The sequence below is a fragment of the Aciduricibacillus chroicocephali genome, assembly GCF_030762805.1.
GTDB lineage: Bacteria > Bacillota > Bacilli > Bacillales > Amphibacillaceae > Aciduricibacillus > Aciduricibacillus chroicocephali.
Genome location: NZ_CP129113.1, coordinates 1486759 through 1512951, shown reverse-complemented (window position 1 = coordinate 1512951; position 26193 = coordinate 1486759). Strand labels below are relative to the sequence as shown.

At 42.4% G+C, this 26193-nt stretch carries 28 protein-coding genes and 6 tRNA genes; 29 read left to right on the top strand and 5 right to left on the bottom strand.

The annotated features are described in order from the left end of the window. Window positions 1–49: 49 nt before the first annotated feature. From ccpN to QR721_RS07940, 10 genes are all read left to right on the top strand, one after another. The gene (gene ccpN, locus QR721_RS07985; RefSeq protein ID WP_348025741.1) at window positions 50–679 is read left to right on the top strand and encodes a transcriptional regulator CcpN; all 630 of its coding nucleotides are present in this window, start codon (window positions 50–52) and stop codon (window positions 677–679) included. 26 nt (window positions 680–705) lie between these two features. Then, the gene (locus tag QR721_RS07980; RefSeq protein ID WP_348025739.1) at window positions 706–1512 is read left to right on the top strand and encodes a pyruvate, water dikinase regulatory protein; all 807 of its coding nucleotides are present in this window, start codon (window positions 706–708) and stop codon (window positions 1510–1512) included. A 351-nt stretch (window positions 1513–1863) separates the two neighbouring features. Further along, window positions 1864–3684, top strand: coding sequence for a DNA primase (dnaG, locus tag QR721_RS07975; RefSeq protein WP_348025737.1), 1821 nt, complete (start codon window positions 1864–1866; stop codon window positions 3682–3684). Between the two features lie 28 nt (window positions 3685–3712). Next, window positions 3713–4831, top strand: a complete 1119-nt coding sequence (gene rpoD, locus QR721_RS07970; protein ID WP_348025735.1) for an RNA polymerase sigma factor RpoD — start codon at window positions 3713–3715, stop codon at window positions 4829–4831. A gap of 63 nt (window positions 4832–4894) precedes the next feature. Then, window positions 4895–5434 (top strand): hypothetical protein, encoded by a 540-nt coding sequence (locus tag QR721_RS07965; protein ID WP_348025733.1) that lies wholly within the window; start codon window positions 4895–4897, stop codon window positions 5432–5434. Between the two features lie 97 nt (window positions 5435–5531). Beyond that, window positions 5532–5903 carry a cytochrome c550 gene (gene cccA, locus QR721_RS07960; RefSeq protein ID WP_348025731.1) on the top strand — a complete coding sequence of 124 codons (372 nt, stop codon included), beginning with the start codon at window positions 5532–5534 and terminating at the stop codon, window positions 5901–5903. Window positions 5904–5972: 69 nt separating this feature from the next. Beyond that, window positions 5973–6674, top strand: a complete 702-nt coding sequence (locus tag QR721_RS07955) for a tRNA (adenine(22)-N(1))-methyltransferase (RefSeq protein WP_348025729.1) — start codon at window positions 5973–5975, stop codon at window positions 6672–6674. Then, window positions 6667–7770, top strand: a complete 1104-nt coding sequence (locus tag QR721_RS07950) for a Nif3-like dinuclear metal center hexameric protein (protein WP_348025727.1) — start codon at window positions 6667–6669, stop codon at window positions 7768–7770. The genes QR721_RS07955 and QR721_RS07950 overlap by 8 nt, the downstream gene beginning before the upstream one ends. Window positions 7771–7792: 22 nt before the next feature. Then, on the top strand, window positions 7793–9112 hold the full coding sequence (locus tag QR721_RS07945; protein ID WP_348025725.1) for a DEAD/DEAH box helicase: 1320 nt from the start codon (window positions 7793–7795) through the stop codon (window positions 9110–9112). A gap of 18 nt (window positions 9113–9130) precedes the next feature. Continuing rightward, window positions 9131–10033: a deoxyribonuclease IV gene (locus QR721_RS07940; protein ID WP_348025723.1), complete on the top strand. Its 903-nt coding sequence runs from the start codon at window positions 9131–9133 to the stop codon at window positions 10031–10033. Here QR721_RS07940 and QR721_RS07935 read toward each other — a convergent pair. Then, on the bottom strand, window positions 10023–10310 hold the full coding sequence (locus tag QR721_RS07935; RefSeq protein ID WP_348025721.1) for a DUF2624 domain-containing protein: 288 nt from the start codon (window positions 10308–10310) through the stop codon (window positions 10023–10025). The two genes, QR721_RS07940 and QR721_RS07935, sit on opposite strands and share 11 nt — an antisense overlap. Window positions 10311–10465: 155 nt before the next feature. On the opposite strand from QR721_RS07935, the gene QR721_RS07930 reads away from it, so the two are divergent. Beyond that, window positions 10466–10852, top strand: coding sequence for a DUF4190 domain-containing protein (locus QR721_RS07930; RefSeq protein ID WP_348025719.1), 387 nt, complete (start codon window positions 10466–10468; stop codon window positions 10850–10852). A gap of 42 nt (window positions 10853–10894) precedes the next feature. On the opposite strand, the gene QR721_RS07925 is transcribed toward QR721_RS07930, so the two are convergent. Further along, window positions 10895–11188 (bottom strand): hypothetical protein, encoded by a 294-nt coding sequence (locus QR721_RS07925; protein WP_348025717.1) that lies wholly within the window; start codon window positions 11186–11188, stop codon window positions 10895–10897. 185 nt (window positions 11189–11373) lie between these two features. On the opposite strand from QR721_RS07925, the gene QR721_RS07920 reads away from it, so the two are divergent. The 16 genes from QR721_RS07920 (at window position 11374) to phoU (ending at window position 23406) form a co-directional block, all read left to right on the top strand. After that, window positions 11374–12999 carry a Na/Pi cotransporter family protein gene (locus QR721_RS07920; RefSeq protein WP_348025715.1) on the top strand — a complete coding sequence of 542 codons (1626 nt, stop codon included), beginning with the start codon at window positions 11374–11376 and terminating at the stop codon, window positions 12997–12999. A gap of 160 nt (window positions 13000–13159) precedes the next feature. Next, a tRNA-Asn gene (locus tag QR721_RS07915) sits at window positions 13160–13234 on the top strand. 3 nt (window positions 13235–13237) lie between these two features. Beyond that, window positions 13238–13314, top strand: a tRNA-Met gene (locus QR721_RS07910). 26 nt (window positions 13315–13340) lie between these two features. Beyond that, window positions 13341–13413, top strand: a tRNA-His gene (locus tag QR721_RS07905). Between the two features lie 18 nt (window positions 13414–13431). Continuing rightward, window positions 13432–13505, top strand: a tRNA-Ile gene (locus tag QR721_RS07900). A 13-nt stretch (window positions 13506–13518) separates the two neighbouring features. Next, window positions 13519–13611: transfer RNA gene (locus tag QR721_RS07895), tRNA-Ser, on the top strand. 68 nt (window positions 13612–13679) lie between these two features. Beyond that, window positions 13680–13752, top strand: a tRNA-Phe gene (locus tag QR721_RS07890). 232 nt (window positions 13753–13984) lie between these two features. Beyond that, window positions 13985–14602 carry a superoxide dismutase gene (locus tag QR721_RS07885; protein ID WP_348025713.1) on the top strand — a complete coding sequence of 206 codons (618 nt, stop codon included), beginning with the start codon at window positions 13985–13987 and terminating at the stop codon, window positions 14600–14602. A 135-nt stretch (window positions 14603–14737) separates the two neighbouring features. After that, window positions 14738–16012 carry an MFS transporter gene (locus tag QR721_RS07880; protein ID WP_348025711.1) on the top strand — a complete coding sequence of 425 codons (1275 nt, stop codon included), beginning with the start codon at window positions 14738–14740 and terminating at the stop codon, window positions 16010–16012. A 63-nt stretch (window positions 16013–16075) separates the two neighbouring features. Next, window positions 16076–18133 (top strand): peptidoglycan D,D-transpeptidase FtsI family protein, encoded by a 2058-nt coding sequence (locus tag QR721_RS07875; RefSeq protein WP_348025709.1) that lies wholly within the window; start codon window positions 16076–16078, stop codon window positions 18131–18133. Between the two features lie 157 nt (window positions 18134–18290). Further along, a complete protein-coding gene (locus tag QR721_RS07870; RefSeq protein ID WP_348025707.1) occupies window positions 18291–19226 on the top strand; it encodes a phosphate ABC transporter substrate-binding protein in 936 nt (311 codons plus the stop codon). A 66-nt stretch (window positions 19227–19292) separates the two neighbouring features. Continuing rightward, a complete protein-coding gene (gene pstC, locus QR721_RS07865; protein ID WP_348025705.1) occupies window positions 19293–20210 on the top strand; it encodes a phosphate ABC transporter permease subunit PstC in 918 nt (305 codons plus the stop codon). Then, a complete protein-coding gene (gene pstA, locus QR721_RS07860) occupies window positions 20210–21097 on the top strand; it encodes a phosphate ABC transporter permease PstA (RefSeq protein ID WP_348025703.1) in 888 nt (295 codons plus the stop codon). The genes pstC and pstA overlap by 1 nt, the downstream gene beginning before the upstream one ends. A 17-nt stretch (window positions 21098–21114) precedes the next feature. Beyond that, on the top strand, window positions 21115–21951 hold the full coding sequence (gene pstB / locus QR721_RS07855) for a phosphate ABC transporter ATP-binding protein PstB (RefSeq protein ID WP_348029812.1): 837 nt from the start codon (window positions 21115–21117) through the stop codon (window positions 21949–21951). Next, window positions 21951–22730, top strand: coding sequence for a phosphate ABC transporter ATP-binding protein PstB (gene pstB / locus QR721_RS07850; RefSeq protein ID WP_348025702.1), 780 nt, complete (start codon window positions 21951–21953; stop codon window positions 22728–22730). The genes pstB (QR721_RS07855) and pstB (QR721_RS07850) overlap by 1 nt, the downstream gene beginning before the upstream one ends. A gap of 19 nt (window positions 22731–22749) precedes the next feature. Continuing rightward, window positions 22750–23406 (top strand): phosphate signaling complex protein PhoU, encoded by a 657-nt coding sequence (phoU, locus tag QR721_RS07845; protein WP_348025700.1) that lies wholly within the window; start codon window positions 22750–22752, stop codon window positions 23404–23406. Window positions 23407–23433: 27 nt separating this feature from the next. Here the strand turns inward: phoU and QR721_RS07840 are convergent, their stop codons facing one another. Continuing rightward, window positions 23434–23943, bottom strand: a complete 510-nt coding sequence (locus tag QR721_RS07840; RefSeq protein ID WP_348025698.1) for a hypothetical protein — start codon at window positions 23941–23943, stop codon at window positions 23434–23436. A 22-nt stretch (window positions 23944–23965) separates the two neighbouring features. Further along, on the bottom strand, window positions 23966–24310 hold the full coding sequence (locus QR721_RS07835) for a hypothetical protein (RefSeq protein ID WP_348025696.1): 345 nt from the start codon (window positions 24308–24310) through the stop codon (window positions 23966–23968). A gap of 176 nt (window positions 24311–24486) precedes the next feature. Here QR721_RS07835 and rpmG point away from each other — a divergent pair, with 176 nt between their 5' ends. Both rpmG and QR721_RS07825 read left to right on the top strand, forming a co-directional pair. Further along, entirely contained in the window at window positions 24487–24636 is a 150-nt protein-coding gene (rpmG, locus tag QR721_RS07830) for a 50S ribosomal protein L33 (RefSeq protein WP_348025694.1), read from the top strand. 69 nt (window positions 24637–24705) lie between these two features. Next, window positions 24706–25287, top strand: a complete 582-nt coding sequence (locus QR721_RS07825) for a 5-formyltetrahydrofolate cyclo-ligase (protein WP_431189495.1) — start codon at window positions 24706–24708, stop codon at window positions 25285–25287. Here the strand turns inward: QR721_RS07825 and QR721_RS07820 are convergent. Next, window positions 25284–26138 (bottom strand): hypothetical protein, encoded by an 855-nt coding sequence (locus QR721_RS07820; protein ID WP_348025690.1) that lies wholly within the window; start codon window positions 26136–26138, stop codon window positions 25284–25286. The genes QR721_RS07825 and QR721_RS07820 overlap by 4 nt on opposite strands. Window positions 26139–26193 lie beyond the last annotated feature (55 nt).

The following is a 26193-nucleotide window of genomic DNA, read 5'->3' as shown; positions in this document are numbered from 1 at the left end:
GATATATATTGAAATCTAAAGCAGACTTTGTTCTGTAGGTGGTGAAGATATGGAGTTATCAAGCCGGCAAGAAAAAATCGTGGACATTGTCAAGGCGGATGGTCCGATTACCGGAGAGAAAATAGCTGAACAGCTCCAGCTAACTCGGGCAACTTTACGTCCGGATCTCTCAATCCTGACAATGGCCGGCTTCCTCGAAGCAAGACCGCGTGTCGGTTATTTCTATACAGGGAAGCATGATTCTGAAGCATTGTCCGGTAAAATCAGGCGCATGCTCGTAAAGGATTATCAGTCATTGCCAGTTGTCATAAAAGAAAATGTATCGGTTTATGATGCAATTTCCGCCATGTTCCTTGAAGATATTGGTACACTTTTTGTAGCTGGTGAGGATGGCCGGCTCGCTGGAGTTGTCTCTCGGAAGGACTTGCTTCGAGCAAGTATCGGCCAACAGGACTTAAATGCAGTACCGGTTCATATTATTATGACTAGAATGCCGAACATTGCGGTTTGCCGTAAGGAGGATCTTCTTATCGATGTGGCGAATAGGCTCATTGAGAAAGAAATCGACGGCATGCCTGTCGTGCGAGATGCCGATACAGGATTGGAAGTCATCGGCAGAATTACAAAAACAACGATTGCCAGAGCTTTTGCCGAGTTGGCGACAGTTCATGAAATTTGACATGGTGTTAAGGAGGAAAACGAATTATGTGTGCAAAGCCGCTAGTATATGTACTTTCCGACTCAGTCGGTGAAACGGCAGAGCTTGTCATTAAGGCGGGTCTCAGCCAATTCAATAACGGTGAGTATGACCTCCATCGCATACCTTACGTTGAAAACACAAAGATTATTGATGATTCCATTGAAATGGCGATTGAGAAGAACGCAGTCATCGGTTTTACGATTGTGGATCCGGAACTTCGCCGATATGTTAATGAACAGGCAAAGAAACGGAACGTAGAGGCAATTGACATTATGGGCCCGATGCTTGATTCGATGGAACGTGTTTTCGGGAAGCCGCCTCGTCTGCAGCCTGGTCTTGTCCACAAACTCGATGAAGATTATTTCAAACGAGTAGAAGCAATTGAGTTTGCAGTAAAATATGACGATGGAAGAGATCCGCGTGGCATTTCACGCGCTGACATCGTATTGCTCGGTGTTTCCAGAACATCAAAGACACCACTCTCCCAATATTTGGCGCTTAAGCGACTTAAGGTAGCAAACGTTCCAATCGTACCTGAAGTCGATCCCCCGGAAGAGTTATATGATATTGATCCGGATAAGTGCATTGGTCTGAAAATCAGTCCAGACAAGCTTAATGATATCCGTAAAGAACGACTGAAGGCTCTCGGTCTTGGAGATCAAGCGATTTACGCTAATATGGAGCGTATCGAGGAAGAACTCGAATACTTCAATAAAATCACTGAAAAGATCGGTTGCCGTGTAATCGATGTCTCCAACAAAGCAGTTGAGGAAACTGCCAATCTTATTATGCATATGATTGACGAACATTAAGATAAACGAAACATTCTGCATCCTTTAGGGGCAGAATGTTTTGTGTTAATCGGAGAGAACCGCGATTGTTTATATGGTAAATTCGTAAATTGTGTATTATAATATTTTTTTGTGCAATGATGATATTACTATTACTCTGTGTATAGTTCTTTTTGAGTAGCCAAAAAAAGGATTGTACTGTTTTGCAGGATTTTTGCAATCGAATATAGAAAAGAATAGTTATAAGACTGGGTAGATACATTTTTTGGACTTGCCCAGTAATTGATTTTTTTCGGCTTTTTTAAGAAATTTGTCGAAGTATGCAGGATTTTTAAGGAGATTCGCGAATACTTATTAGGCATGGTGGTATTTATGAGTCATATACCTGAAGAAATACTCGAGCAGGTAAGGTCCGCCAATGATATCGTCGACATTGTAGGCGAACATGTTCATTTGAAAAAACAGGGTAGAAACTATTTCGGACTCTGTCCATTTCATCAAGAGAACTCTCCGTCCTTCTCTGTCTCTCCTGAAAAACAGATCTTTCACTGTTTCGGATGCGGAAAGGGTGGTAATGCGGCTACATTCCTCATGGAACTGGAAGGACTTGGGTTCATTGAGGCAATTGAGGCTCTCGCAGAAAAAGCTGGCATCGCGTTGCCTGAGCAAGCTTCAGGAAATGGACCTGTGCTTTCGGATGAAGATGCAAATATGCTTTCTGCCAGCAGCTGGGTCGCTAAGCTGTATCATCATTTACTGCGGCACGGAAAAGACGGCAAGGAAGCTCATCAATATTTGTTGAACAGAGGATTGACTGAAGAAACAATTGACAAATTCCAGCTTGGCTTTGCGCCGCTTGCTGATGATTTCACAGTTTCATTCTTGGAGAAGAAAGGCTTCCATCGCCAAACACTTGTCAAATCAGGATTGATTACAGTCTCTGATGATGGCAAAGCACGAGATCGTTTTCGAGGTCGAGTCATTTTTCCGATTCGCAATCATCTTGGAAAAATTGTCGCTTTTGGAGGAAGAACGATTTCAGGACAGGATGCTAAGTATCTGAACAGTCCCGAAAGCGGGCTTTTCCAAAAATCCCGTCTGCTTTTTAACTTTGACCTTGCCAAGCCGCATATAAGGAAGACAAATGAAGCTGTACTCTGTGAAGGTTACATGGATGCAATTTCTTGCTTTGAAGCAGGGGTCGGCAATGCGGTAGCAACTTTAGGGACGGCGCTGACAGAATTCCAGTCAAAATTGCTTCGCCGATATGCAGATGCAGTAGTCATTTGTTATGACGGTGATTCAGCTGGACAAGCAGCTACGGAAAAGGCTGGGCAGCTTCTTGAAAAAGCGGGATGTATTGTGAAAACAGCGAATCTTGATGAAGATATGGACCCAGACAGTTATATCCGTGAACACGGTGCTGAAGCGTTCCGGCGCAAAGTCATCGAAGCAGCTGACTCATTCGCCGCATTCCGTCTTCGCCATCTTAAGAAGGGGTTCAACCTTCATTTGGAAAGTGACCGACTGCAATATGTTGAGGCCGCTTTGAAGCAAATTGCAGGGATTGAACGGCCTGTGGAGCGGGAACATTATTTAAAGGGAATTTCTGAAGAGTTTGATGTGTCTTTTGAAACACTGAATGAGGAACTCAGCTCTTTATTAAGGAATCTTTCCGCCCAAAATATGCCCGTTAAGACACAGAGCCGCAGCTCTGAATCCGGCTTTACACCGAAGCAGCAACGCGACAGGAAACTTCTTAAAGCCTTCCACAATGCTGAGAGAAATCTTATTTCTTGCATGATACATGATGCAACAGTTGCCAGACGTGTACAAGAAGAGCTTGGAGCCGCCTTTAATATTGAGGCTCACCAGGTTCTGGTAACACATCTTTATGCCTTTCATGAGAAAACTGAGAACGGCAATACCGGTACATTTCTTGAACATCTATCAGATGACAAAATAAAAAATCTGGCAGCTGAACTTGCGATGGATCCGTATGCTCAGGAAGTCGATGAAAAGGCAATTACAGACTATATTAGATTGATCAGGCAGGAACAAGGTGACATGGCAAGCATAAAGGAGTTAAAACAGGCTCAAAAACTTGCCGAGCAGCAAAATGATCCGCTGCAAGCTGCACAAATTGCTATGCAAATTATTGAAAAGCAGAAGCAGCTGAAACATATACAATAAACCTAACACTTGAAAGGAGGGGGATCAAATGGCCAAAAAAGCAACGAATACTCCAGAGCAGGAACCAGAATTGACTTTGGAACAAGCGAAAGAGAAACTGTTGGAAATGGGTAAGAAGCGTGGGTCTTTGGCATATGAAGAGGTTGCAGACCGCCTTGCCAATTTCGCCATTGAATCCGACCAGATGGATGAATTCTATGATTTTCTGAGTGAGCAAGGTGTGGAAATCATAGGAGAATCTGATGAAGATCCAAACATGCAGCAAATCTCCAAAGAAGAGGAATTCGACCTTAAGGACTTAAGTGTTCCGCTAGGTATCAAAATAAATGACCCTGTTCGTATGTACCTTAAGGAAATTGGTCGTGTAGACTTGCTTTCTGCACAGGATGAGATCGCCCTTGCGACTAAGATTGAAGAGGGGGATGAGGAAGCAAAGCGCAGACTTGCTGAAGCGAACTTGCGCCTTGTTGTAAGTATTGCGAAGAGATATGTAGGCCGCGGTATGCTATTCCTTGATCTGATTCAGGAAGGGAATATGGGACTGATTAAGGCTGTTGAGAAGTTTGACTATCGCAAAGGATTCAAGTTTAGTACTTATGCAACTTGGTGGATCCGTCAGGCGATTACACGAGCAATTGCCGACCAGGCTAGAACAATCCGTATACCGGTACACATGGTCGAGACGATCAATAAACTTATTCGTGTTCAGCGTCAACTTCTTCAAGATCTTGGCCGCGAACCGACTCCTGAAGAAATAGGTAAAGAAATGGAACTTTCTCCGGAAAAAGTGCGTGATATTCTTAAAATCGCACAGGAGCCTGTATCCCTTGAAACACCGATTGGTGAAGAGGATGACTCACATCTTGGTGACTTCATTGAAGATCAGGAAGCAGTATCTCCTTCAGACCATGCAGCATATGAGTTGCTAAAGGAACAGCTTGAAGATGTGCTCGATACGTTGACTGACAGAGAGGAAAACGTACTCAGACTTCGCTTTGGCCTTGATGATGGCCGGACTCGCACGCTTGAGGAAGTCGGAAAAGTGTTCGGTGTAACACGTGAGCGTATCCGTCAGATTGAAGCAAAAGCCCTTCGCAAACTGCGCCACCCTAGCCGCAGTAAGCGATTGAAGGATTTCCTCGATTGATGGGAGGCCGGACCAGTCGGAAGCCGGTCCTTCGTCAATCCGCTGTCTTGGGGGGATGTTACAATGAAGAGAAACAAAGAACGTATTCCCATTATCATCAATGAAATCCATTATTGGAAGAAACATAGGCTGCTGCCGGCGGCTCAATGCGATTTTTTGCTTGCTCTTTATACAAACGGAGAGGAAGCAAAAAATCAAGCTGCTTTGCAGGGTGGAAACAGAATTGTTTTCCCCTTGCAACTGTTAGCGCTACTTGTTTTGGTACCGTTTTCATTTATTGTAATTTATTTTACGAAATTATCAGCCATATTGCAAATGCCTATTTTGTTCATTTTGCTTCTACCGGCTTTATTACTGTACATATTTATGATTAAACGGGAGCATCCACTGCGAAATCTGGCCCTTACCGTTTTGCTAATGTTAGTGCTAATCATTTCTGTTTTTATTGGAAATACATATTTTAAAGGCCCGTTGACAACTGAATTGGTTATCGCGTTGAATTCAGTTGGTTGGTTTATTTACGGGAGATTGAAGAGATTGCCATATTTGAAAGTAACAGGTGTGCTTGCCCTTTTATTTGTTATCGTATACACTGTTTTGTGAATATTCTTGATAAACCTTTAAACAGGTTTCCTTTTAAAGTATTATGGATATAGTCTTTGTTTTTGTTTTCTTACAAGTTGAATGAGGAGGAAAATCCATGAAGAGAAATGCAGTTATCCCATATGCGATCATTGCCATTGTAGGAATTGTTATGGTCATCGTCATCTCTATTGCTGGCGTGAATCAGCGGGAAGCGATTGAGAAAAAAGCAAATGGTGAACAGACAGAACAAAAAACGGAAAAGAAATCATCTGAAGCACCTGAAGATATTTTTGCCAACTCTTGCGCAAGTTGCCATGGGAATGACCTTTCCGGCGGATTCGGTCCAGATCTTCGTAAAGTAGGCGGACAGTTGTCAGAAAAGGAAATTCATAATATTATTATGAAGGGTAAAGGACAGATGCCTGCAGGTATAGTCGATGAGGCTCAGGCTGATGCGCTTGCCGGTTGGCTCGCCGAACATAAATAATAGCAAGGACGAAAAGCTTTCTGGCATGCTCAGAAGGCTTTTGTTCATTATGACAAGGATGCTGGTAAAATGGAACACTCATTAAAACTATCAGAACGTTTGCAACGTGTTGCTGATTTTCTAGGTAAAGGAACTAAATTTGCAGATATTGGCTCAGATCATGCCTATCTTCCGTGCTATGTATGCAAAAGGGACTCTGAAGCTTCTGCTATTGCAGGGGAATTGAATGAAGGGCCTTTTGAGAGTGCGCGCAGTACGGTCCTCGAAAATGGACTGCAAGAGCGGATTGATGTGCGGCATGGAGATGGGCTTTCTGTCATTTCTCCCGGAGAAGTTAAAGAAGTGGTTATCGCGGGCATGGGTGGGACTCTAATCTCAACAATTTTGGAAGCTGGAAAAGAAAAATTGGCGGGAGTCGAGAAAATCATCGCCCAGCCGAATGTCGATGCGCGAAGTACACGAAAATGGCTCGTTGATCATGGCTATAGTATAGAAGATGAAGCAATCCTTAAGGAAAAAGGCCATATATACGAAATTATTTCGGCTGTAAAGACAGACGGCAAATGTACTTTAACTGAGAAGGAAGCGCTGTTTGGTCCAATATTGAGCAAGGAAAGGCCACAACCTTTCATTGAAAAATGGCAAGGTGAATTGCAAAATTTGGAACGGGTTCTAATTCAAATGGAACAGGCTGCTGAAAAAGACGAGAAAAAAATGGATCGATTCAGACAGGAAAAAGACTGGATGAAGGAGGTTCTGAGCAATGGTTAGAAATTCAGACATTTTCCAGGCGATTGAGCGCTGGGCTCCAAAATGGCTCGCCAGTTCTTGGGACAATGTCGGTCTGCAAGTAGGATCTACATCTCGTGAATCAAAAAAAGTGCTCGTTACACTTGATGTGCTGGAAAACGTTGCAGACGAGGCAATCCAAGAGGGAGCGGATCTGATTATCGCTCACCATCCCCTCATGTTCAAGCCTCTAAAGAAACTAGATACAGATTCACCCAAAGGTAGGATTATTGAAAAGCTTATTGAAAATAAAATCTCTGTTTATGCGGCTCACACAAATCTTGATATTGCGAATCACGGTATGAATGATATACTAGCGAAGCTGCTCGGATTGCAAAATACAGTGCATATGATTGAAGAAAAATCGGAGAAACTGCTTAAAGTAGCCGTCTATATACCGAAAGATCATGAATCCGAGCTACGCAGTTCACTAGGAGAAGCAGGGGCTGGTCATATTGGAAATTACAGTCATTGTACATTCCGATATGCTGGTACTGGAACGTTTAAGCCCGATTCAGGAACGAATCCTTTCATTGGTGAAGAAGGCAAGCTGGAGCAGGTCGATGAAGTGAAAGTAGAAACAATTATCAAGGAAGCTGAATTGAACAGTATTCTTGAAGTTATTCATAGCAAGCATCCATATGAAGAGCCGGCTATAGACATTTACGCACTCGAGAATAAAGGAGTAACGTACGGTCTAGGGAAAGTCGGCACACTTGAAGAGAGTATGACTCTCGAGTCATTTGCCAAATTTGTAAAAGAGCGTCTTGGAATGGATCATCTCCGCTATATTGGAGAGCCCACTAAGTTAGTTTCGAGCTGCGCGGTACTTGGCGGGAGCGGAGAAAAATATATTGAAGATGCAAGGCGTTCAGGTGTGGATGTATATGTGACGGGTGATGTGTCATTCCACACTGCCCAAGATGCAGAAGCAATGGGACTTGCTGTTGTGGATGCAGGGCATTATATTGAAAAAGCGATTAAAAAAGAAATCGCAGCTTATCTTGAAGAAGTATTCGGGACAGAACTGGAAGTTAATATATCAGCTTCTTGTACCGATCCATTCAGATTCGTCTGACTAAAAGGAGTCATAAAACATAATGGAAAAGAACAGATTTTCCCAATTTAATCTGCAGAACGGTCTATTGCAGGCTGTAGAGCGATTGAAATTTAAAAAACCTACTGAAATTCAGGAAAAAGTAATTCCAAAAGCGTTGAGCGGTCTTAGTGTTATTGGTCAGTCTCATACGGGATCAGGAAAGACACATGCCTATTTGCTGCCGCTATTCAGCCGAATTGATCCTGAATTGAATGAGGTGCAATGTGTTATTACTGCGCCGACACGCGAACTTGCAACACAGATTTTTGAAGATGTAAAAAATCTGATTTCTTTCAGTGGAAATGAAGAAAAGATTAGTGCAAAACTTCTTATTGGTGGGACTGATAAGAAGCGTATGGCAGAAAAACTAAAAAATGTTCCCCATGTTGTCGTTGGGACACCAGGACGCATTTTGGAAATGGTCAATCAGGAAGCTCTATCCATCTACGAAGCGGATGCTTTTGTAATTGATGAAGCAGATTTGATGATAGACCTCGGATTTATTAATGAGGTGGACCAGCTTCTTGTTAAGTCAAGACAAGATATCCAGCTCCTCGTATTTTCTGCTACAATTCCGCAGCGTCTTGAGCATTTCCTTAAGAAGTACATGGAAAATCCATTACATGTCAAAATTGACAATGGGATTTCTCCAGAGACACTGGAACATCGTCTAATTCCTCTTAAGCATCGATCAGAAGGAGATATGATTCTCAAAATTGCTGAAGTTATTCAACCATATTTGGCTATGGTTTTTACAAACAGCAAAGAACAGGCGGACAAGCTTTCGGCAGAATTGATCGGCAAAGGTTTGAATGTTGGACTTCTACATGGTGGTTTGTCGCCTCGTGAACGAAAAAGAGTCTTGAAGGATATTCAGAGCTTGCGCTTTGAATTTATCGTTGCGACAGACTTGGCTTCACGTGGTATTGATATTAAAGGTGTCAGTCATGTCATTAACGCACAATTGCCAAAAGAAGAGGAATTCTATATTCACAGATCAGGCAGAACGGCACGCGCAGGAATGGAAGGCGTTGTTATTAGCCTGTATAGAGAAGAAGATATCAAGCTGATTGAGAAACTAGAAGAAAAAGGAATTGAATTCCAATTCAGCGATGTTAAAAACGGTTCTTGGACAGAGGCAAATGCGTGGAACAAGCGAAGCACAAGGAAGAAAACTGATGCCGATATTGACCAACAGGCGTGGAAACAAGTAAGAAAAGCGAAGAAAGTAAAACCAGGTTATAAAAAGAAAATGAAACACCAGCAGCAGTCTGTAAAAAGACAGTTGAGCAAAAAAGCAGGTTTCAAGAAAAAACGCTGATGGAAGGGTGTAGTTGATTTGGTTAAAATCGGTTCGCATGTCTCAATGAGCGGTAAGAAAATGCTCCTCGGCTCCAGTGAGGAAGCAGCGAAATACGGTGCAAATACGTTCATGATCTACACAGGGGCACCTCAGAATACACGTAGAAAAGCTATTGAAGAATTGAATATTGAAGCAGGCCTTCAGCATATGAAGGAAAATGGGATGGCTGATATTGTCGTTCATGCTCCGTATATCATCAATATCGGAAATACAACAAAACCGGAGACTTTCGAGCTCGGTGTTAATTTCTTGCGCAGTGAAATCGATCGTACACTCGCACTTGGGGCAAGACAGATTGTCCTTCATCCAGGTGCACATGTTGGCGCTGGTGTTGACGCTGGTATTGCCAAAATTGTTGAAGGTTTGAATGAAGTACTAGCCAAGGATGAGAATGTGCAAATCGCTTTGGAAACGATGGCCGGGAAAGGGACGGAAATCGGCCGCAACTTTGAAGAGATTGCCCGAATCATTGATGGTGTAACGCATAATGAACATCTCAGCGTCTGCATTGACACTTGCCATCTTCATGATGCCGGTTATAACGTAAAGGAAGATTTTGATGGAGTTCTTGAACAGTTTGACAAAATTGTTGGGATAGACCGAATCAAAGTCGTTCATGTCAATGACAGTAAAAATGAAAAGGGAGCGGCCAAAGACCGCCATGAAAATATCGGTTTTGGCCATATCAGCTTTGAAGCCCTACATGGTGTCGTTCATCATCCGGCGCTAGCTGAGCTTCCTAAAATTCTCGAAACTCCTTTTATAGGGGAAGATAAAAAGAACAAAAAGGCACCTTATTTCTTCGAAATATCCATGCTGAAAGAAGGCCGCTTCCGAGAAGGTCTAAAGGAAGAAATTCTGGACTCGGTCATGAATTAAATAGGTGTTCTACGCCATTGGCGCGAATGAGCTGCAAAAAGAGCTCATTCGCGCTTTTTGCAACTTCAGGAGAAGTGATCGCCGCAAGTTCTTTCATCATGGCAGCTCTGCCTGAAGACTGGAACGGATTGATATCAGCCTTTTTTAAGTAGGATGAAATTTCAGCAGCTTCCTCCTTGTTAATGGGAAAATCATATTCACGTGCATATTGAAGCAGATCCTCTGTGGTAAGCTGCCTTAATTTATGGATGACCATCGTTTTAATGAAAATAGACATGTCTCTTCTCCTTTACATGTAATACCTTAGTGTATGCAAGAGCCTACTAAAAATAGCGTGTACCATCTTAATTTTTCCAAATGTGCAACCGGTGTTTGATTTCTTCCCTATGTCCATATAATAAGTGAGCACCTCAATATAAGGGAGGGCTTCAATTGGATACTGAAAAGAATCGTGAGACAAACCAGACTAAGGTACCTGATGATGAATTTCGTTTCCATGAACCATATAAATCATTGGACGAACGGAATGAAGAGATAGCAGGGGAACTGACTGCAGATGATGTAACAGCACCTGTATCTCATAATGAGCAGCAGACCGAAATGGATGCTAAAGATGCTGATGAACATCATGGCTTTGGCTGGTTCGCCGTAGCACTATCAATTCTCTCCTTCTTCCTTCTCCCGGTCATTCTTGGAGCTGCAGGTATTATCCTCGGCATTATGGCCAGACAGAGAAATGCGAGAACACTCGGCAATATCGCAATCATTGTCGGAATCATCTCGATTCTCGGCAGAATGTTTGTACTGCCGTTTTCATAAACGGCTAAAAGCAGAAGCGGCTATTTTGCCCTTCTGCTTTTTTTAATCCGTATAAATGGGGAAGTAATAGGTTTTTCCATTAATGAGTGCATATGGATCAGCATTGTTATTATAACGGCTAAAATCCTCTAGGAGCAGGGAAATATCCGAGATTGGTATTTGACCGTTATGGATATGCTCTGAAATGGACAGAACAGTCTCCCCTGGCTGTACACGGTGTTGCTGCAATGCTTGAATCTTAAAGTCATTATTAACTGCCTGCGGTTCTGTTTTCAGATCATCAGCTATGCTCATGATTGAAAGCAGGAGGAGAAGAAAAATGACTAGACGTTTCATAATTTATGCACCTCAGAACCGATTGCCTCATTAGGAAATCATTATGTCCCATTCGAATGAGGTATTCATGTTTTTCTGAAGCCATTGTAAATTTAGTGTTAATTCAATCGTTGTAATCTTTACAAACAATGAATACTTATCAATAATTGGTTTGCAATTAGCTTACAAACAAGGGGAGAGACACTGTGGATTTTGACTTGCAAAAATTGCTGTTTGAGTTCCTGGGGGGATTAGGGATTTTCCTGCTCGGAATTAAATATATGGGGGACGGCCTCCAAAAATCAGCAGGAAATAGGTTGCGTGACATACTTGACAAGCTGACCAGTAATCCGTTTCTCGGAGTACTCGCGGGTATTGCTGTAACGATTCTCATACAGAGCAGTTCCGGTACAACAGTGCTAACTGTAGGGCTTGTAAACGCCGGATTTATGACTCTGCGCCAGGCAATAGGCGTCATTATGGGGGCGAACATTGGAACAACGGTTACAGCCTTCATCATTGGTATTAATATTGGTGCTTATGCTTTGCCAATAATTGCTGCCGGCTGCTTCCTGATTTTCTTCTTTAAGAACCAGAAGCTACAAGCGCTAGGACAAGCTGTCTTTGGCTTTGGAGCACTATTTTACGGGCTTGAGCTTATGAGCGAAGGTATGAAGCCTCTTAGAACATTAGAATCTTTTCATGATTTGACATTACATATGAGTTCAAGTCCAATACTAGGCGTAGTAGTAGGGACACTGTTTACTTTAATAGTTCAAAGCTCCAGTGCGACAATCGGTATCTTGCAAGGACTTTTCGCAGAAGGTGCGATCGATTTGCAAGCGGCCATACCTGTTCTGTTTGGAGATAATATTGGAACGACAATTACAGCAATCCTTGCGGCAATCGGTGCTTCGGTTGCAGCAAAGAGAGCAGCTTTCACACATGTCGTATTCAATATTCTTGGGACAATCATATTCCTGATTTTCCTGCCTTTATTCATGAATTACATAACATATTTGCAAGGTGCACTGCATCTCGATCCGAAAATGACAATTGCATTCAGTCATGGAAGCTTTAATGTCATTAATACAATCATCCAATTCCCATTCATCGGAGCTCTGGCTTGGCTTGCAATCCGCTTCATACCTGGAGAGGATGTAACAGTTGAATACAAACCTCAGCACCTTGACCCGATTTTCATTGAGCAATCTCCTGTTTTGGCACTTGACCAGGCGAAGGCAGAAATAATCCGCATGGGAGAATTCGCCGTGAACGGGCTGGAAGAAACGAATAAATATTTGAATACTTCACAACCACGCCATTCCGAGATGGCGATGCAGATTGAAGGGGCACTGAACAATCTAGACCAGAAAATTACCGATTACCTCGTTAGTACATCAAGAAGGACATTGTCAGAAGCTGACAGTGCACGCCATATGGCTTTGATGGGTTCTGTCCGTGATATTGAACGAATCGGAGATCATTTCGAAAATATTATTGAATTGATTGATTACAAACTTTCCAATAAAGTAAATATGACTGAAAATGCTCTGGAAGATTTAAATAATATGTTTGATCTTACAATAGCTACCGTTAAACAGTCGATTCATGCACTGGACGTAATGGATAAGGAAGATGCGCTTGGTGTAGTCAAGAAGGAAGAACAGATTGATAAAATGGAGCGGCAATTCCGTAAACAGCATATTATTCGTATGAATGAAGGGGCTTGCACAGGGTCTGCGGGAATCGTTTTTGTCGATATGATCAGCAACCTTGAAAGGATAGCAGATCACGCCGTGAATATATCAGAAGAAGTACTTGGAGAATAAATTAATTTTTTGATTGCATTTTATTTTAAGGCGTGCTATATTATTCATTGTCCAAGCGATGGAATACATAGCACGCCTTAATTTTTTTATAAAAAATGTTTGACAAGAGTTGAAAGAAGTGTTATAGTATTAAACGTTGCTGAAACAAATAATTATTTATTCCACAGTAGCTCAGTGGTAGAGCAATCGGCTGTTAACCGATCGGTCGTAGGTTCGAATCCTACCTGTGGAGCCATATGGCGGCGTAGCTCAGCTGGCTAGAGCGTACGGTTCATACCCGTGAGGTCGGGGGTTCGATCCCCTCTGCCGCTACCATTTATTTTTTATTGCAACATCATACGGCGGTTGTGGCGAAGTGGTTAACGCACCGGATTGTGGCTCCGGCATTCGTGGGTTCGATCCCCATCAATCGCCCTCTAATTATACGAGCACGGACCCTTAGCTCAGTTGGTTAGAGCTATCGGCTCATAACCGATCGGTCGCAGGTTCGAGTCCTGCAGGGTCCACTTTGAACAATATGGAGGTATACCCAAGTCTGGCTGAAGGGATCGGTCTTGAAAACCGACAGGGGTGTAACAGCCCGCGGGGGTTCGAATCCCTCTACCTCCTCCATTTAAAAAACTGTTGACGGAGAAATCATTATCAAGTATAATTATTCTCGTAGCAAGACAGTACATAACGGCTCAGTAGCTCAGTCGGTAGAGCAAAGGACTGAAAATCCTTGTGTCGGCGGTTCGATTCCGTCCTGCGCCATCTTTTAAAAAGCAGAGGTATTATACCTCTGCTTTTTTATTTGTTTAAATTTAACCGAATGTTGAACAGCAATTTTATTTACCTATTATGAATGAAAACTTTAATAATAGAGATATGTATTAAACCGAGCGAACACCTTATATTTGAAGGCAAATTTGTTGCGCACCTTTCCACACTTTGGTACTCTTAGGGAGACTCAACTACTGAAGCATACTATTAGGAGGATGTTACGATGACAAAATTTGAATTGCCTTCATTGCCTTATCCATATGATGCATTGGAGCCTACAATTGACAAGGAAACAATGAATATTCACCATACGAAGCACCATAACACATACGTAACAAATCTGAATGCTGCTCTTGAAGGACATGATGACCTTCAGTCCCAGCCGGTTGAAGAACTGATCAAAAATCTTGATTCTGTTCCAGTAGACATTCGTCCGGCTGTCCGCAATAATGGTGGAGGCCATGCGAACCATAGCTTCTTCTGGAAAACACTTTCTCCAAACGGTGGCGGCAATCCTACAGGTGATCTTGCTCAAGCGATTGACAGCTCATTCGGAAGCTTTGATGAATTCAAGGCTCAATTTGAAAAAGCTGCAGCTACACGTTTCGGTTCTGGCTGGTCATGGCTTGTTCTAAATGGCGATAAGCTTGAAGTTACCAGCACACCTAATCAGGACAACCCGATCATGGAAGGAAAGACACCACTTCTTGGTCTTGACGTTTGGGAACATGCATACTACTTGAAGTATCAGAACAAACGCCCTGAATATGCTAAGCAGTTCTGGAATATTGTTAACTGGGAGCAGGTTGAACAGAACTACCAGGAAGCAAAAAACAAATAAATTGAGAACAATTAAAAGGCACAGGATTGCACATCCTGTGCCTTTTTAATTTTTTCTCCTAATTTGATTTAACCCCATTCGCATATCAGATGGTTAATTGACCAAACTATTCATGACAGAGAAGGAGTCATGTTTATGCGAACGCGGATCAATGCTCTTTTCGAAAAAAAGAATATGGATAAAAATTTTGTGTTGCTCCTTTGTATTGGCGGTTTATATGCATTGGGAATTTTCCTATCCAATACTTTTGTGAATGTTTACATGTGGAAGAATTCGCAGAGTTATGTTGTGCTCGGTATTTTTAATTTGGCAATTTATCTGTTCCAGCCAATTGCATTCATGCTCGCTGGCAAATTGGCCAAAAAGATTGACAGGGTAAAAGTGCTGAGAACCGGGATTGTCTTCCTGTCCTTATTCTTTTTAGCTGTTCTCTTCATTGGGGAAAAGGCTCCTGGTTTCAGCTTCATCCTGGGCAGCGTACTTGGTGTGGGTTATGGATTTTACTGGCTAGCATATAATGTCCTTACTTTTGAAATCACTGAACCGGAAAATCGGGATTTCTTTAATGGATCTCATGGGATATTGGAGTCGTTTGCCGGTATGGCTGGTCCACTAATAGCCGGCGAGGCGATTAGCAGGCTTAATGCTTTCAGCGGCTATACCGCGATATTTATTGCTTCGTTTTTTCTGTTTATTCTCGCCATAGCGACAAGCTTCTTTTTAAAGGGTAGAAAAGCAGAAGGCCAATTCTTGTTTGGTAAAGTTGTAGAGGAACGACGATACAATCGTAAATGGCGCGCAATTCTTAACGCGCATTTTCTTCAGGGACTCCGTGAAGGGATCTATCTTTTTGTTATTTCTATATGGGTTTATCTTGTAACGAAAAGTGAACTGTCTCTTGGCTGGTTCAATGTGATCCTTTCTGGGATGTCCCTCGTTGTTTATTTTTGTGCAGCGAGGTGGATTACTCCGCAACGAAGGAAGAAAGCTATTTTAATCGGTGGAATCATCCTGTTTGGCTCCATCTTTGTTATTGTCAATCCGTTTAATACTGCCCATATTTATATGTATGCACTGCTCATTGGAATCGGATATCCATTACTCCGGATTCCTTATATTTCACTAACATATGATGTGATTGGACAGGCAAGAAGGGCGGGCGAGCTAAGAATCGAATATATTGTAGTCCGTGAATTGTACGTAAATATCGGACGGATTGTTTCTATTTCTTTATTCATTCCAGTTGTCTATTTATTGAGCCCTGAAAAAGCGATACCTTATTTGCTCGTCATTTTTGGATCTGGTCATTTGCTTATTTATTTCGCTATACGAAAGATTAAGGTTGGAACAATACCTGGTAGTCGGGCAAAAGCACGTGGCGGGATGGCACTGGACGAAAAAAATCGCTGATTTCTTCATGAAAAATGCTATAATGAAAAGCATAGTCATTTTTCAACGAGCGGGGGAATTCAATTGGAAAAGAAAAAGAAAAGGCCGCAATTGCCTTTTCGCCTGAATCTTGTATTTGTTGTCGTTTTCCTGCTGTTTTCTGTACTTATTGTTCAGCTAGGCGTTGTACAGATTTTAAAAGGGCAGGAGTATCAAGACGAAATTGATCGCACAGTTCAGGAAACAACAGCCATTCCGGTACCACGCGGCAAAATCTTTGACCGTAATCACAAAGTAGTAGTTGATAACAAGGCTTTGTATTCCATTACGTATACGCCTCCAAAGGGAGTTCAGGCAGAGGATAAGCTTGAAGTCGCAGAGAAGCTTGCGAAATATATCTCTATGGACAAGAAAGCAATTGAAGGACTGACAGAGCGAAACAAGAAAGAATACTGGTACTTGAAGCACCGTGACGAAGCCGACAAGCGAATTAGCCAGGCTGAATCTAAAGATTTGAGCAATGCAGATTTGTACAATAAAACGCTTGATCGCATTACTGAGGAAGAGATTTCCGGCTTTACTGACAAAGAGCTTAAAGTTATGGCTATCAAAAAAGAGATGGACAAAGGCTATGCACTCTCCCAGCAAATCGTCAAAAATGAAAATGTAACACCGGAAGAGTATGCACAGGTAGCCGAACATCTTTCTGAATTGCCAGGAGTTAATGCGACTACGGACTGGGATCGCGTCTATCCGAACAAAGATACGTTCAAAAGCATGCTAGGAACAATTACGACTCAAGATCAGGGAATTCCAGCGGAAAAAGCGGCATATTACCTTACAAGAGGGTACAGTCGCAATGACCGCGTAGGCAAAACAGGTCTTGAAGAGCAATATGAAGGTCTTCTGCGTGGCAGAAAAGAACAAATCCAGTATACGACGAGCAAGTCTGGTGCGATTATTGATTCAGAGACGATTGTGCCGGGTGAGCGCGGGAAGGATCTGATTCTTTCCATTGACATGGATCTGCAGAAGAAGGTCGATAAAGTTGTTCGTGAAAAAATGAGTCATGTTCTCGGTGGAGCACCATACATGAATGATGTCACCGCTGTCGTTATGAAACCGAAAACCGGTGAAGTCCTCGCTATCTCAGGGCAGCATTACGACCGCAAAAAAGGTGAGTTCGAAAATGCATCATATAAAGCTTTATATGATGCGAATCGTCCAGGCTCGATTGTCAAAGGTGCTACCGTACTTGCCGGTTTCCAGTCAGGTGTAACATCACCTAGCCAATACTTCTATGATGCGCCTATTAAGATCGCTGGAACTCCATCAAAAAGCTCTTGGAAAAACATGGGCTCAATTAATTACCACACGGCTCTGGCGCAATCTTCGAACGTTTATATGTTCTATGTAGCGCTTCGGATGGGTGGAGAGTATGGGAATCCGACAGGACGATCTGCGAAATTCAATCCGGAAGCATTCCAGGAAATGCGCAACTACTTCAGTCAGTTCGGTCTTGGAACAAATACAGGAATTGATTTCCCTTATGAAAGTACAGGATACAAGGGAACGAAGAAAACAGCCGGTCTCCTAATGGACTTTGCTATTGGACAGTATGATACATTTACAACAATGCAGTTGGCACAATATGTGTCTACAATTGCAAATGATGGCTACCGGGTGAAACCTCATCTCCTAAAAGAGGTGCGCGAACCTTCTGAAGAGAATTCAGAAGAAAGCCCGCTCTTCAAAACAGTTGATACACAAGTCTTGAATCGAATTCAAATGGATGAACAGTATATCAAGGATGTTCAAGGCGGATTCAAAGCGGCATACCAGGCTTCAAATGGAACAGCAAGCGGCACCTTTGCCAATAAGAGTTATAACCCGGCAGGTAAAACGGGTACAGCTCAGAATGAGGTTTATGAAGATGGCAAAATGCTTGCGGAAACAGAAAATCTGTCTCTCATAGGCTATGCGCCGTTTGATGATCCGGAAGTTTCATTTGCTTTACTTGTACCGAACATGCCAAAGAACTCCGGTTCACACGTCAACTATGAAATAGGCGAAGGCATTCTGGATGCTTATTTTGATAAGAAAAAGAAGAATAATGAAGAAGAATCTGTAGTGGAACAATAATTTTAAAAACATGTGAGAAGCTTATGGCAGCTCACATGTTTTTTTTGCGTTTTTTGTGATTTACAATTACTTTACAGTCGGCTTATACAAGCTTAACAGTGAAGTCTTAATATAAGAGTTGTAAGAGGAACTCATTAGAAAATAGGGGGCTATAAAAATGAGAAAAACAAAATGGTACATACTGATCATCTGTCTGATTGCAACAGTTGGCATGCTAGCTGCTTGTGGCAATTCAAAAGATTCCGGAGCGTCAGAAAAGAACAATGGTGGAGGTTCTGACAGCAAGGAAGAAACAAAAGGTGAATCCAAATCCCTTGCAATTTCTGGATCAAGTGCAATGCAGCCACTTGTAGCAGCAGCAGCTGAAGAATTCAAAGCGAAAAATCCTGACGCTGATATTCAAGTAAATGCTGGTGGTTCTGGAACAGGTTTGAGTGAAGTTTCTGAAGGAACAGTAGCAATTGGAAACTCTGATGTTTTCGCTGAAGAAAAGGAAGGCATTCCGGCTGATGAGCTTAAAGATCACAAAGTTGCAGTTGTCGGTATGGCTCCAGTAGTACACCCGGAAGCAGGCTTGGACAATATTTCTAAAGAAGACTTGAAAAAAGTATTCACAGGCAAAATTAAAAACTGGAAAGAGCTTGGCGGCAAAGATCAAAAAATCGTTCTTGTTAACCGTCCTGACTCATCTGGAACACGTGCAACTTTCGTAAAATATGGTCTTGATGGCGAAACACCAGCAGAAGGTGTTACAGAGGATTCTTCTAACACAGTTAAGAAAATCATTTCTGAAACAGATGGTGCGATCGGTTATCTTGCATTCTCGTATTTGACTGATGATACAGTAAAAGCATTGAGCGTTGATGATGTTGAGCCAAAAGATGAAAATGTCCAAAACGGCAAGTTCCCAATCTGGGCTTATCAGCATTCATACACAAAGGGCGAGCCTGAAGGATTGGCAAAGGAATTCCTTGATTTCATGATGTCTGACGAAATTCAAAGCGGATTGATGAAAGAACAAGGATACATTCCAGCTAACAAAATGGAAGTTGAAAGAGACGCTGAAGGCAAGCAGACTGAAATCAAGAAATAATAAATGCAACTCATTGGAGCAAACTGGAAGAAGTTTGCTCCAATGAATCTTATGGGAGTGACCTTCATGGAAGCTGCACAATCAACAGCAAAAACTAGACTATTGAAAAAACAGCGCAGATTGGGGAGTGAATTCCGCGGCAGACTCCTCGTCATGACTGCAGCAATCATCATTATTATTTCCACTTTATCCATCACAGCCTTCCTTACTGCCAAAGGAATACAGACCTTTATTAATGGGGATGTCGGCTTAAGTGAGTTCCTAACTTCTTCACAATGGAACCCGACTGCGGAAAACCCGCAATACGGTGCGCTTCCATTTATAGTAGGTTCTCTCTCTGTCACTTTGTTGTCAGCATTGATTGCCGGACCGCTCGGCATTGCAGGCGCGATCTTCATGATTGAAATCGCCCCTTCCTGGGGAAGGAAAGTGCTTCAGCCAGTCATCGAACTTCTAGTCGGTATTCCAAGTGTTGTATACGGATTTATCGCACTCACAGTTGTCGTGCCATTCATCCGCAATACAGTCGGCGGTACTGGTTACAGCATGCTTGCAGGTGTTATCGTCCTGTCGGTCATGATATTGCCGACTATTACTTCGATTGCAACAGACGCAATTAAGAGCCAACCCGATGAACTTAGGGATGGAGCTTATGCACTTGGCGCCACAAGGTGGCAAATGATTCGAAAAGTTGTCGTGCCTGCTGCCAAACCGGCACTTTTTACAGCTATCATTCTCGGTATGGCAAGAGCATTCGGTGAAGCGCTCGCAGTACAAATGGTTATCGGAAATGTTCGTGACATGCCGGGTGGAGTTCTTGATCCATCAGCAACTTTGACATCCATTATTACATTGAATATGGGACATACAACATACGGTAGCGTAGAGAATAACACTTTATGGTCAATGGGGCTTGTCCTTCTGGCAATTTCCTTCCTGTTCATTCTCATTATCCGTTATCTGTCAGCGAGGAGGAATGCCTGATGAATGCGAAATTCGCAGATAAACTGGCGACGACAGGGTTTATTGCAGTTGCACTGATTTTTGTAGCGATTCTGGCAAGTCTTTTCGGCTATATTCTAGTTCAAGGACTGCCTCATATATCGAACTCTTTCCTCACAACGCCATCAAGCATTGTCCGAGCGGGCGGAGGAATTAGAGATCAACTCTTCAATTCGTTTTATATTTTGTTCATCACTATGCTGTTCACCGTCCCACTTGGGGTTCTAGGCGGTGTGTATATGGCTGAATATGCGAAGCCGGGTAAAGTGACAGACTTTCTGCGTATCTGCATTGAGATGCTTGCTTCTTTGCCATCAATCGTTGTCGGTATGTTCGGACTGCTTCTATTCGTTAATACATTCGAATGGGGCTACACAATCATCGGCGGAGCACTGGCATTGACAATTTTCAATATTCCCGTGATGGTACGAGTTAGTGAAGAGGCGATTCGCAGCATTCCACGTGCACAGCAGGAAGCAAGCCTTGCGCTGGGGATTACAAAATGGCATACGATCAAGACAGTCATTTTGCCAGCAGCATTCCCTGGGATTCTAACTGGTGCAATTCTTGCCTCGGGAAGAGTGTTCGGCGAAGCTGCAGCATTGCTTTTCACTGCTGGTCTTTCTACACCACAGCTTGATTTTGCAAATCTGAACCCATTTGCTGCCAATTCACCACTTAATATTTTTCGTCCGGCAGAAACACTTGCTGTTCATATCTGGTCTGTCAACACGAACGGCATTATGCCTGATGTGAAAGAAATTGCCCTTGGCGGAGCGGCTGTACTAGTTATTTCTGTACTGTTGTTTAATATTGGGGCACGCTTCATTGGAAAAATCATCGAGAAGAAATTGACAGCAGGGAAGTAAGAAGGGAGAAATAAATGATGCAAACAGCTCAGCTCGAGAAGAAAGTTGCTAAGCCGGCAAAATTAACAGTTCCCGATTTTCAAGTTCGTGTTGATCAGGCAGAACCTCTAATTGAAGCCAAGGGTTTGACAATTAGCTATGGCAAAAAGATTGCGATCGATAATATCGATCTTTCGTTCCCCAAAAATGAAATTACAGCTTTGATTGGTCCGTCAGGCTGCGGCAAATCCACTTTTTTACGAAGCTTGAACAGGATGAATGATACCATTCCGTCAGCATATCACTCAGGGCAAATCATTTATGAGGATGTAGACATTTTAAGTAAGGAAGTAAATGTCATTGCTCTTCGAAAAGAAGTCGGAATGGTGTTTCAGAAACCCAATCCTTTTGCAAAGTCGATTTACAATAACATCGTCCATGGATTGAAGTTTTATAAAGTACGTAAAAAAAGCTTACTTGATGAGGCGGTGGAAAACAGTCTGCAAGAAGTGGGATTATGGGATGAAGTGAAAGACCGTTTGCATGAGTCTGCTCTCGCATTATCAGGTGGTCAGCAGCAGAGACTTTCCATTGCGAGAGCACTTGCAATGAAACCACGTGTTCTTCTTCTTGATGAACCGACTTCGGCACTTGATCCAATTTCGACTGCTAAAGTGGAAGATCTGACAATGCGGTTGAAAGAGCGATATACCATTATTATTGTGACGCACAATATGCAGCAGGCAGCACGAATTTCAGACAATACAGCCTTTTTCTTAAACGGAAAAGTAATTGAGACTGGAAGTACAAATCAGCTGTTCACCAATCCACGTGAAAAGATGACTGAAGATTATATTTCTGGGAGGTTCGGTTAATGAGCAGTGCGATTGGCAGCATGGTGGACACAGCTTTTAAAGTGCATGAGCTGAACTTATGGTACGGTAAGAATCAAGCTTTGTACGATATTGAACTTGAGATTGCCAAGCGGGAAGTCACTGCAATAATCGGTCCCTCAGGTTGCGGGAAATCTACTTTCCTCAAAACTTTAAATCTAATGGCTAGAAGAGTACCGAACTTACGAATGACTGGTGAAATTAATTTCCAAGGAAAAAATTTGCTTTCCGAAAAAACAGACCTTGTAGAATTACGTAAGGAAATCGGAATGATTTTTCAAAAGGGCAATCCTTTTCCGCAGTCGATTTATGATAATGTAGCGTTCGGGCCACGTATTCATGGACTTCGCAATAAGAAGGAACTGGATACAATTGTACAGGACTCACTTACAAAAGCGGCCCTTTGGGATGAAGTAAAGGATCGGCTGAAAGATTCCGCTCTCGCGCTATCGGGAGGACAAATGCAACGCCTATGTATTGCCCGGGCAATTGCGACGAACCCGGAAGTCATTCTCATGGATGAGCCAACATCTGCACTTGATCCGAATTCAACAAACCGAGTAGAAGATCTGATTCTGGAATTGAAAGAAAAATTCACAATTGTTATCGTGACACACAACATGCAGCAGGCAGCCCGGATATCTGATCGAACAGCATTTTTCCTCAATGGAAAAGTCATTGAAACAGGAGAGACTGATAAGATTTTCTCAAACCCGGAGGAACGGGCGACTGAAGAATATATTAGCGGCAGGTTCGGATAAATTGGAGGGAGAGATGGGAATGACAGCGAGGAGTGTTTTTGCAGCAGATCTTGAGAAAGTGAATAATCAGATCATCAAACTTGGCGAAGCGGCAATCAATGCGCTTGCTGATGCAGTTGGAGCCTTGGCGATGCGAAATACAGAGCTTGCCAAGTCAGTGATAGAGCACGATCTTGTAATCGATCGAATAGAGCTGGATATTAACAATCAGGCTTTTCTACTGATGGCAAGACAGCAACCTGTCGCCACAGATTTGCGCAGGCTTGTTACAGCACTCAAAATCGCGAGTGATCTGGAGCGTATGGGTGACAATGCGAAAAACATTGCTCAGACAGCGCTTAAGCTTCGCTCGGATAGCCCGCTGGCACTCCATCCGTCGATACTGAAAATGGAAAGAAAAGCAATTGAAATGGCAAAGCTTGCTATTAAAGCATTTACAAATGAGGATGCAGCACTTGCTATGCAATTTTGTGTAATGGATGATGAAATAGACTCTTCTTATGAAACGATTGTCCAAGAACTCTTCGCTGAACAGATTTTGGATGAAGGAGAACTCCAGCATGCATTACATATGGCTTTTTGTGCCCGTTACATTGAGAGATTTGCAGATCATGTAACAAATATTGCAGAGGCGGTCGTCTTCCTAGTCAAAGGGGAGAACTGCCAATTGAACTAAAAGAGCACCGCCAGCTGGCGGTGCTCTTTATTTTGTCAAAGTTTCGGCTATCTCTTTTTCGCTCATACGATTTGAAAGTGTATGTTTGCCAACTTGTATTTTGTTGGCATAGTCATTCTTCTCCAAGTAATCATCAAATTTCCTGGCATCTTCAATAATTCCATTGTCCGCAAGCATCTCACTAATCTCTGCTGTTTTCATTCCTGAAGCGATCTGAAGGGTAAATGCTTTTTCTGAAGAATCTTCCTTATCGTCTTCGGTAGAATTTTTTTCAGATTGAGTCTTGGAAGGAGACTTTGCAGTGGACTGTTGCTTTTTATTCAATTCAGCCTGCTGCTTGTCCTTCTGTACTTTAAATGAAATGTATTCTTCCTCAGTTATGATGCGGTAACCCTGTTCTTTTAATTCATCGGCCATTTCATCACGCGTCATTGCTTTTTTGTTTGCAGATCCGTCTTCCGATATGTAATAGATACCCGCGATAATTGCTCCTGCGGTGAGCAGGCCAATGGCGAATGCCCGAACTGTTTGTTTCATAGCGCTCTCCTTTTAATGAATATTAGCGGTTCGTACGGATGATGTCCTGTACATCACTTGCTGAGAGGGATGTCCTTCTTGCAATTTCTTCAAAGGAAAAGCCTTGTTCATAGAAACTGAGCACATCTTGAAGGATCGTTGGCTTTCTATTAGTGGTCCCTGACATAGCTGGTTTTTGGAAGTTATCTAAAAGCATTTCTTCCTCAAGCAGCTTGATTTTTTTCCTGATTTGATATGTATCCTGCATGGCACCAATCGAGAACTGTTCAAACTGCTTTTCCAGCTCCTTGATTCTATCATTCATAAAAAATGACAAAATAATTAGCACGATGGCGATTATGCCGATTGTAATAAAAGCTGGTAACATGTATGCGACCTCCTGAAATGAATTATGCTTCTTGTTTTATCATAACAGAATCCTCATCAAATCTGCATGTTTCTTAAACGAATCATCTTGCCTGTCCCAAGAAAATCTGCTATCATTAACGAGTATGAAAACGAATGCTGCTTGAGTTTGTCAAGCTTAAGTCTGGAGGGATACCCATGCGTGTAAATGTTACATTGGCATGTACTGAAACAGGAGATCGCAACTATATTACTACAAAAAATAAAAGAACGAATCCTGAACGCATCGAGCTTAAGAAATATTGCCCGCGTTTGAAGAAGCATACGCTACATCGCGAAACAAAATAAGCTAAATGAAAACGAACCCTTATCAATCCATTTGGTAAGGGTTCGTTTCATAAGGTTATGCCCGAGGTGATGACTTTGAACAAAACAGAATTGCGTAAACAGACAATACATAATTTGAAAGCACTTGACTCCGAAGAAAAGAAACGAATCGAATCACAGATGCTCGAAATTTTGCAAAACCGCCAGATTTGGAAAAAAGCGAAGACGGTAGCCATTACGGTTTCTCAAGGTTTCGAATGGGATACGAAGCCATTTATTGAGGCTGCATGGGCAGCGGGCAAGACAGTATGTGTGCCGAAATGTGAACCTGAGTCAAAGCAGCTCACTTTCCATGCCTTCACTTCTTATGATCAGCTTGAGGTTGTTTACTACGGTCTCTTGGAGCCAAAGCCCAATGAAACAGAAATTGTTGAGAAGAATAGCATTGATCTAATTGTAGTACCGGGTCTTATGTTTGATAAACGCGGTTACCGGGTCGGGTTTGGCGGCGGTTTCTATGACCGTTACCTTGCAGGTTATAAAAACAGAACCGTCTCTCTCGTTTCAGAAGACATTCAATTGGTCGATCATGTACCAAATGAGTCATTCGATATACCCGTAGAATGTCTTATTACTGAAAAGACTTTCTATAATACGAATGCTGGTGACTAATGTTTGATTCTTTGAATAAGCTGTTCAGTTTTACCATTTAGTCTATAAATGACTTGAAGATGTTTCTGTTTGCGATCAAGCAAGATGAGAGGCATGCAAGTGTCAGGGTTTCTATCAGTTAAAACTTTGATTATATACTGCTTGTACAGACCTTCCCAAAGCTTGCCGACCGTTTCTTTCGTTTGTTTTTCCGTCATGCCGGGGAGTGGTTCATTTTCATATTGTGCGAGTGAAGCAAGTGGTATCGTCATGTAATCATTCAAATCAATTTTGAGTTCGCTGGCAATATCATTCCAATGGTAAAGCAGTTGCTGTTTTGTTTTGCTCTCCATCCTTTTTTGAAAATCTGCTTCTTCATCTGTAGACGCAGTATTGAAAGCATGGATTGTAAATGGCTTTTTTCGATCCGAGTCAATATAAAGGCGCGAACTTGACATTGCCTGGATAGAGCTGATGTTATCTTGCATGTCGTGGATTTCACCATGATGCAATGTTATGGCTTCAAGAAGACTATCACCTTGCATAGCTGGATATTCTGTCATTTTGATTGCGGCAGTATTTTTCTTCCAGGAACTCTGGGCGCCAATCAGGCATCCGTTTCGAAAGAGAAGAGACACATCCTGACGCAGATATAGAGGTTCCTCGCTCATTGAAATACTTGTCCAGTCCACACGATACTTACCATCAACTGACGCATCAACAGGTGGAATTAGCTTTGTGTAAGCATATTTATATTGTTTATCTGCAGCGAGAGGGAAGTAAGTGATGGTCTGGACAGCAGGATGTACAAATGCAATGTATAGTAGAAACAAAATGATAGTGAGGACAGGAGCGATCAGCTTTTTCTTCATGTATGGATTCCTTCCTAATCTTGTATTCAGAAGCCATTATATGAAGAAAGGTCAA

Excerpts from the sequence above, each read along its gene's own strand:
- ccpN (WP_348025741.1), top strand. The coding sequence starts at position 50 with ATGGAGTTATCAAGCCGGCAAGAAAAAATCGTGGACATTGTCAAGGCG.
- QR721_RS07980 (WP_348025739.1), top strand. The coding sequence starts at position 706 with ATGTGTGCAAAGCCGCTAGTATATGTACTTTCCGACTCAGTCGGTGAA.
- dnaG (WP_348025737.1), top strand. The coding sequence starts at position 1,864 with ATGAGTCATATACCTGAAGAAATACTCGAGCAGGTAAGGTCCGCCAAT.
- rpoD (WP_348025735.1), top strand. The coding sequence starts at position 3,713 with ATGGCCAAAAAAGCAACGAATACTCCAGAGCAGGAACCAGAATTGACT.
- QR721_RS07965 (WP_348025733.1), top strand. The coding sequence starts at position 4,895 with ATGAAGAGAAACAAAGAACGTATTCCCATTATCATCAATGAAATCCAT.
- cccA (WP_348025731.1), top strand. The coding sequence starts at position 5,532 with ATGAAGAGAAATGCAGTTATCCCATATGCGATCATTGCCATTGTAGGA.
- QR721_RS07955 (WP_348025729.1), top strand. The coding sequence starts at position 5,973 with ATGGAACACTCATTAAAACTATCAGAACGTTTGCAACGTGTTGCTGAT.
- QR721_RS07950 (WP_348025727.1), top strand. The coding sequence starts at position 6,667 with ATGGTTAGAAATTCAGACATTTTCCAGGCGATTGAGCGCTGGGCTCCA.
- QR721_RS07945 (WP_348025725.1), top strand. The coding sequence starts at position 7,793 with ATGGAAAAGAACAGATTTTCCCAATTTAATCTGCAGAACGGTCTATTG.
- QR721_RS07935 (WP_348025721.1), bottom strand. The coding sequence starts at position 10,310 with ATGTCTATTTTCATTAAAACGATGGTCATCCATAAATTAAGGCAGCTT.
- QR721_RS07925 (WP_348025717.1), bottom strand. The coding sequence starts at position 11,188 with ATGAAACGTCTAGTCATTTTTCTTCTCCTCCTGCTTTCAATCATGAGC.
- QR721_RS07885 (WP_348025713.1), top strand. The coding sequence starts at position 13,985 with ATGACAAAATTTGAATTGCCTTCATTGCCTTATCCATATGATGCATTG.
- QR721_RS07880 (WP_348025711.1), top strand. The coding sequence starts at position 14,738 with ATGCGAACGCGGATCAATGCTCTTTTCGAAAAAAAGAATATGGATAAA.
- QR721_RS07870 (WP_348025707.1), top strand. The coding sequence starts at position 18,291 with ATGAGAAAAACAAAATGGTACATACTGATCATCTGTCTGATTGCAACA.
- pstC (WP_348025705.1), top strand. The coding sequence starts at position 19,293 with ATGGAAGCTGCACAATCAACAGCAAAAACTAGACTATTGAAAAAACAG.
- pstA (WP_348025703.1), top strand. The coding sequence starts at position 20,210 with ATGAATGCGAAATTCGCAGATAAACTGGCGACGACAGGGTTTATTGCA.
- pstB (WP_348029812.1), top strand. The coding sequence starts at position 21,115 with ATGCAAACAGCTCAGCTCGAGAAGAAAGTTGCTAAGCCGGCAAAATTA.
- pstB (WP_348025702.1), top strand. The coding sequence starts at position 21,951 with ATGAGCAGTGCGATTGGCAGCATGGTGGACACAGCTTTTAAAGTGCAT.
- phoU (WP_348025700.1), top strand. The coding sequence starts at position 22,750 with ATGACAGCGAGGAGTGTTTTTGCAGCAGATCTTGAGAAAGTGAATAAT.
- QR721_RS07840 (WP_348025698.1), bottom strand. The coding sequence starts at position 23,943 with ATGAAACAAACAGTTCGGGCATTCGCCATTGGCCTGCTCACCGCAGGA.
- QR721_RS07835 (WP_348025696.1), bottom strand. The coding sequence starts at position 24,310 with ATGTTACCAGCTTTTATTACAATCGGCATAATCGCCATCGTGCTAATT.
- rpmG (WP_348025694.1), top strand. The coding sequence starts at position 24,487 with ATGCGTGTAAATGTTACATTGGCATGTACTGAAACAGGAGATCGCAAC.
- QR721_RS07825 (WP_431189495.1), top strand. The coding sequence starts at position 24,706 with ATGACTTTGAACAAAACAGAATTGCGTAAACAGACAATACATAATTTG.
- QR721_RS07820 (WP_348025690.1), bottom strand. The coding sequence starts at position 26,138 with ATGAAGAAAAAGCTGATCGCTCCTGTCCTCACTATCATTTTGTTTCTA.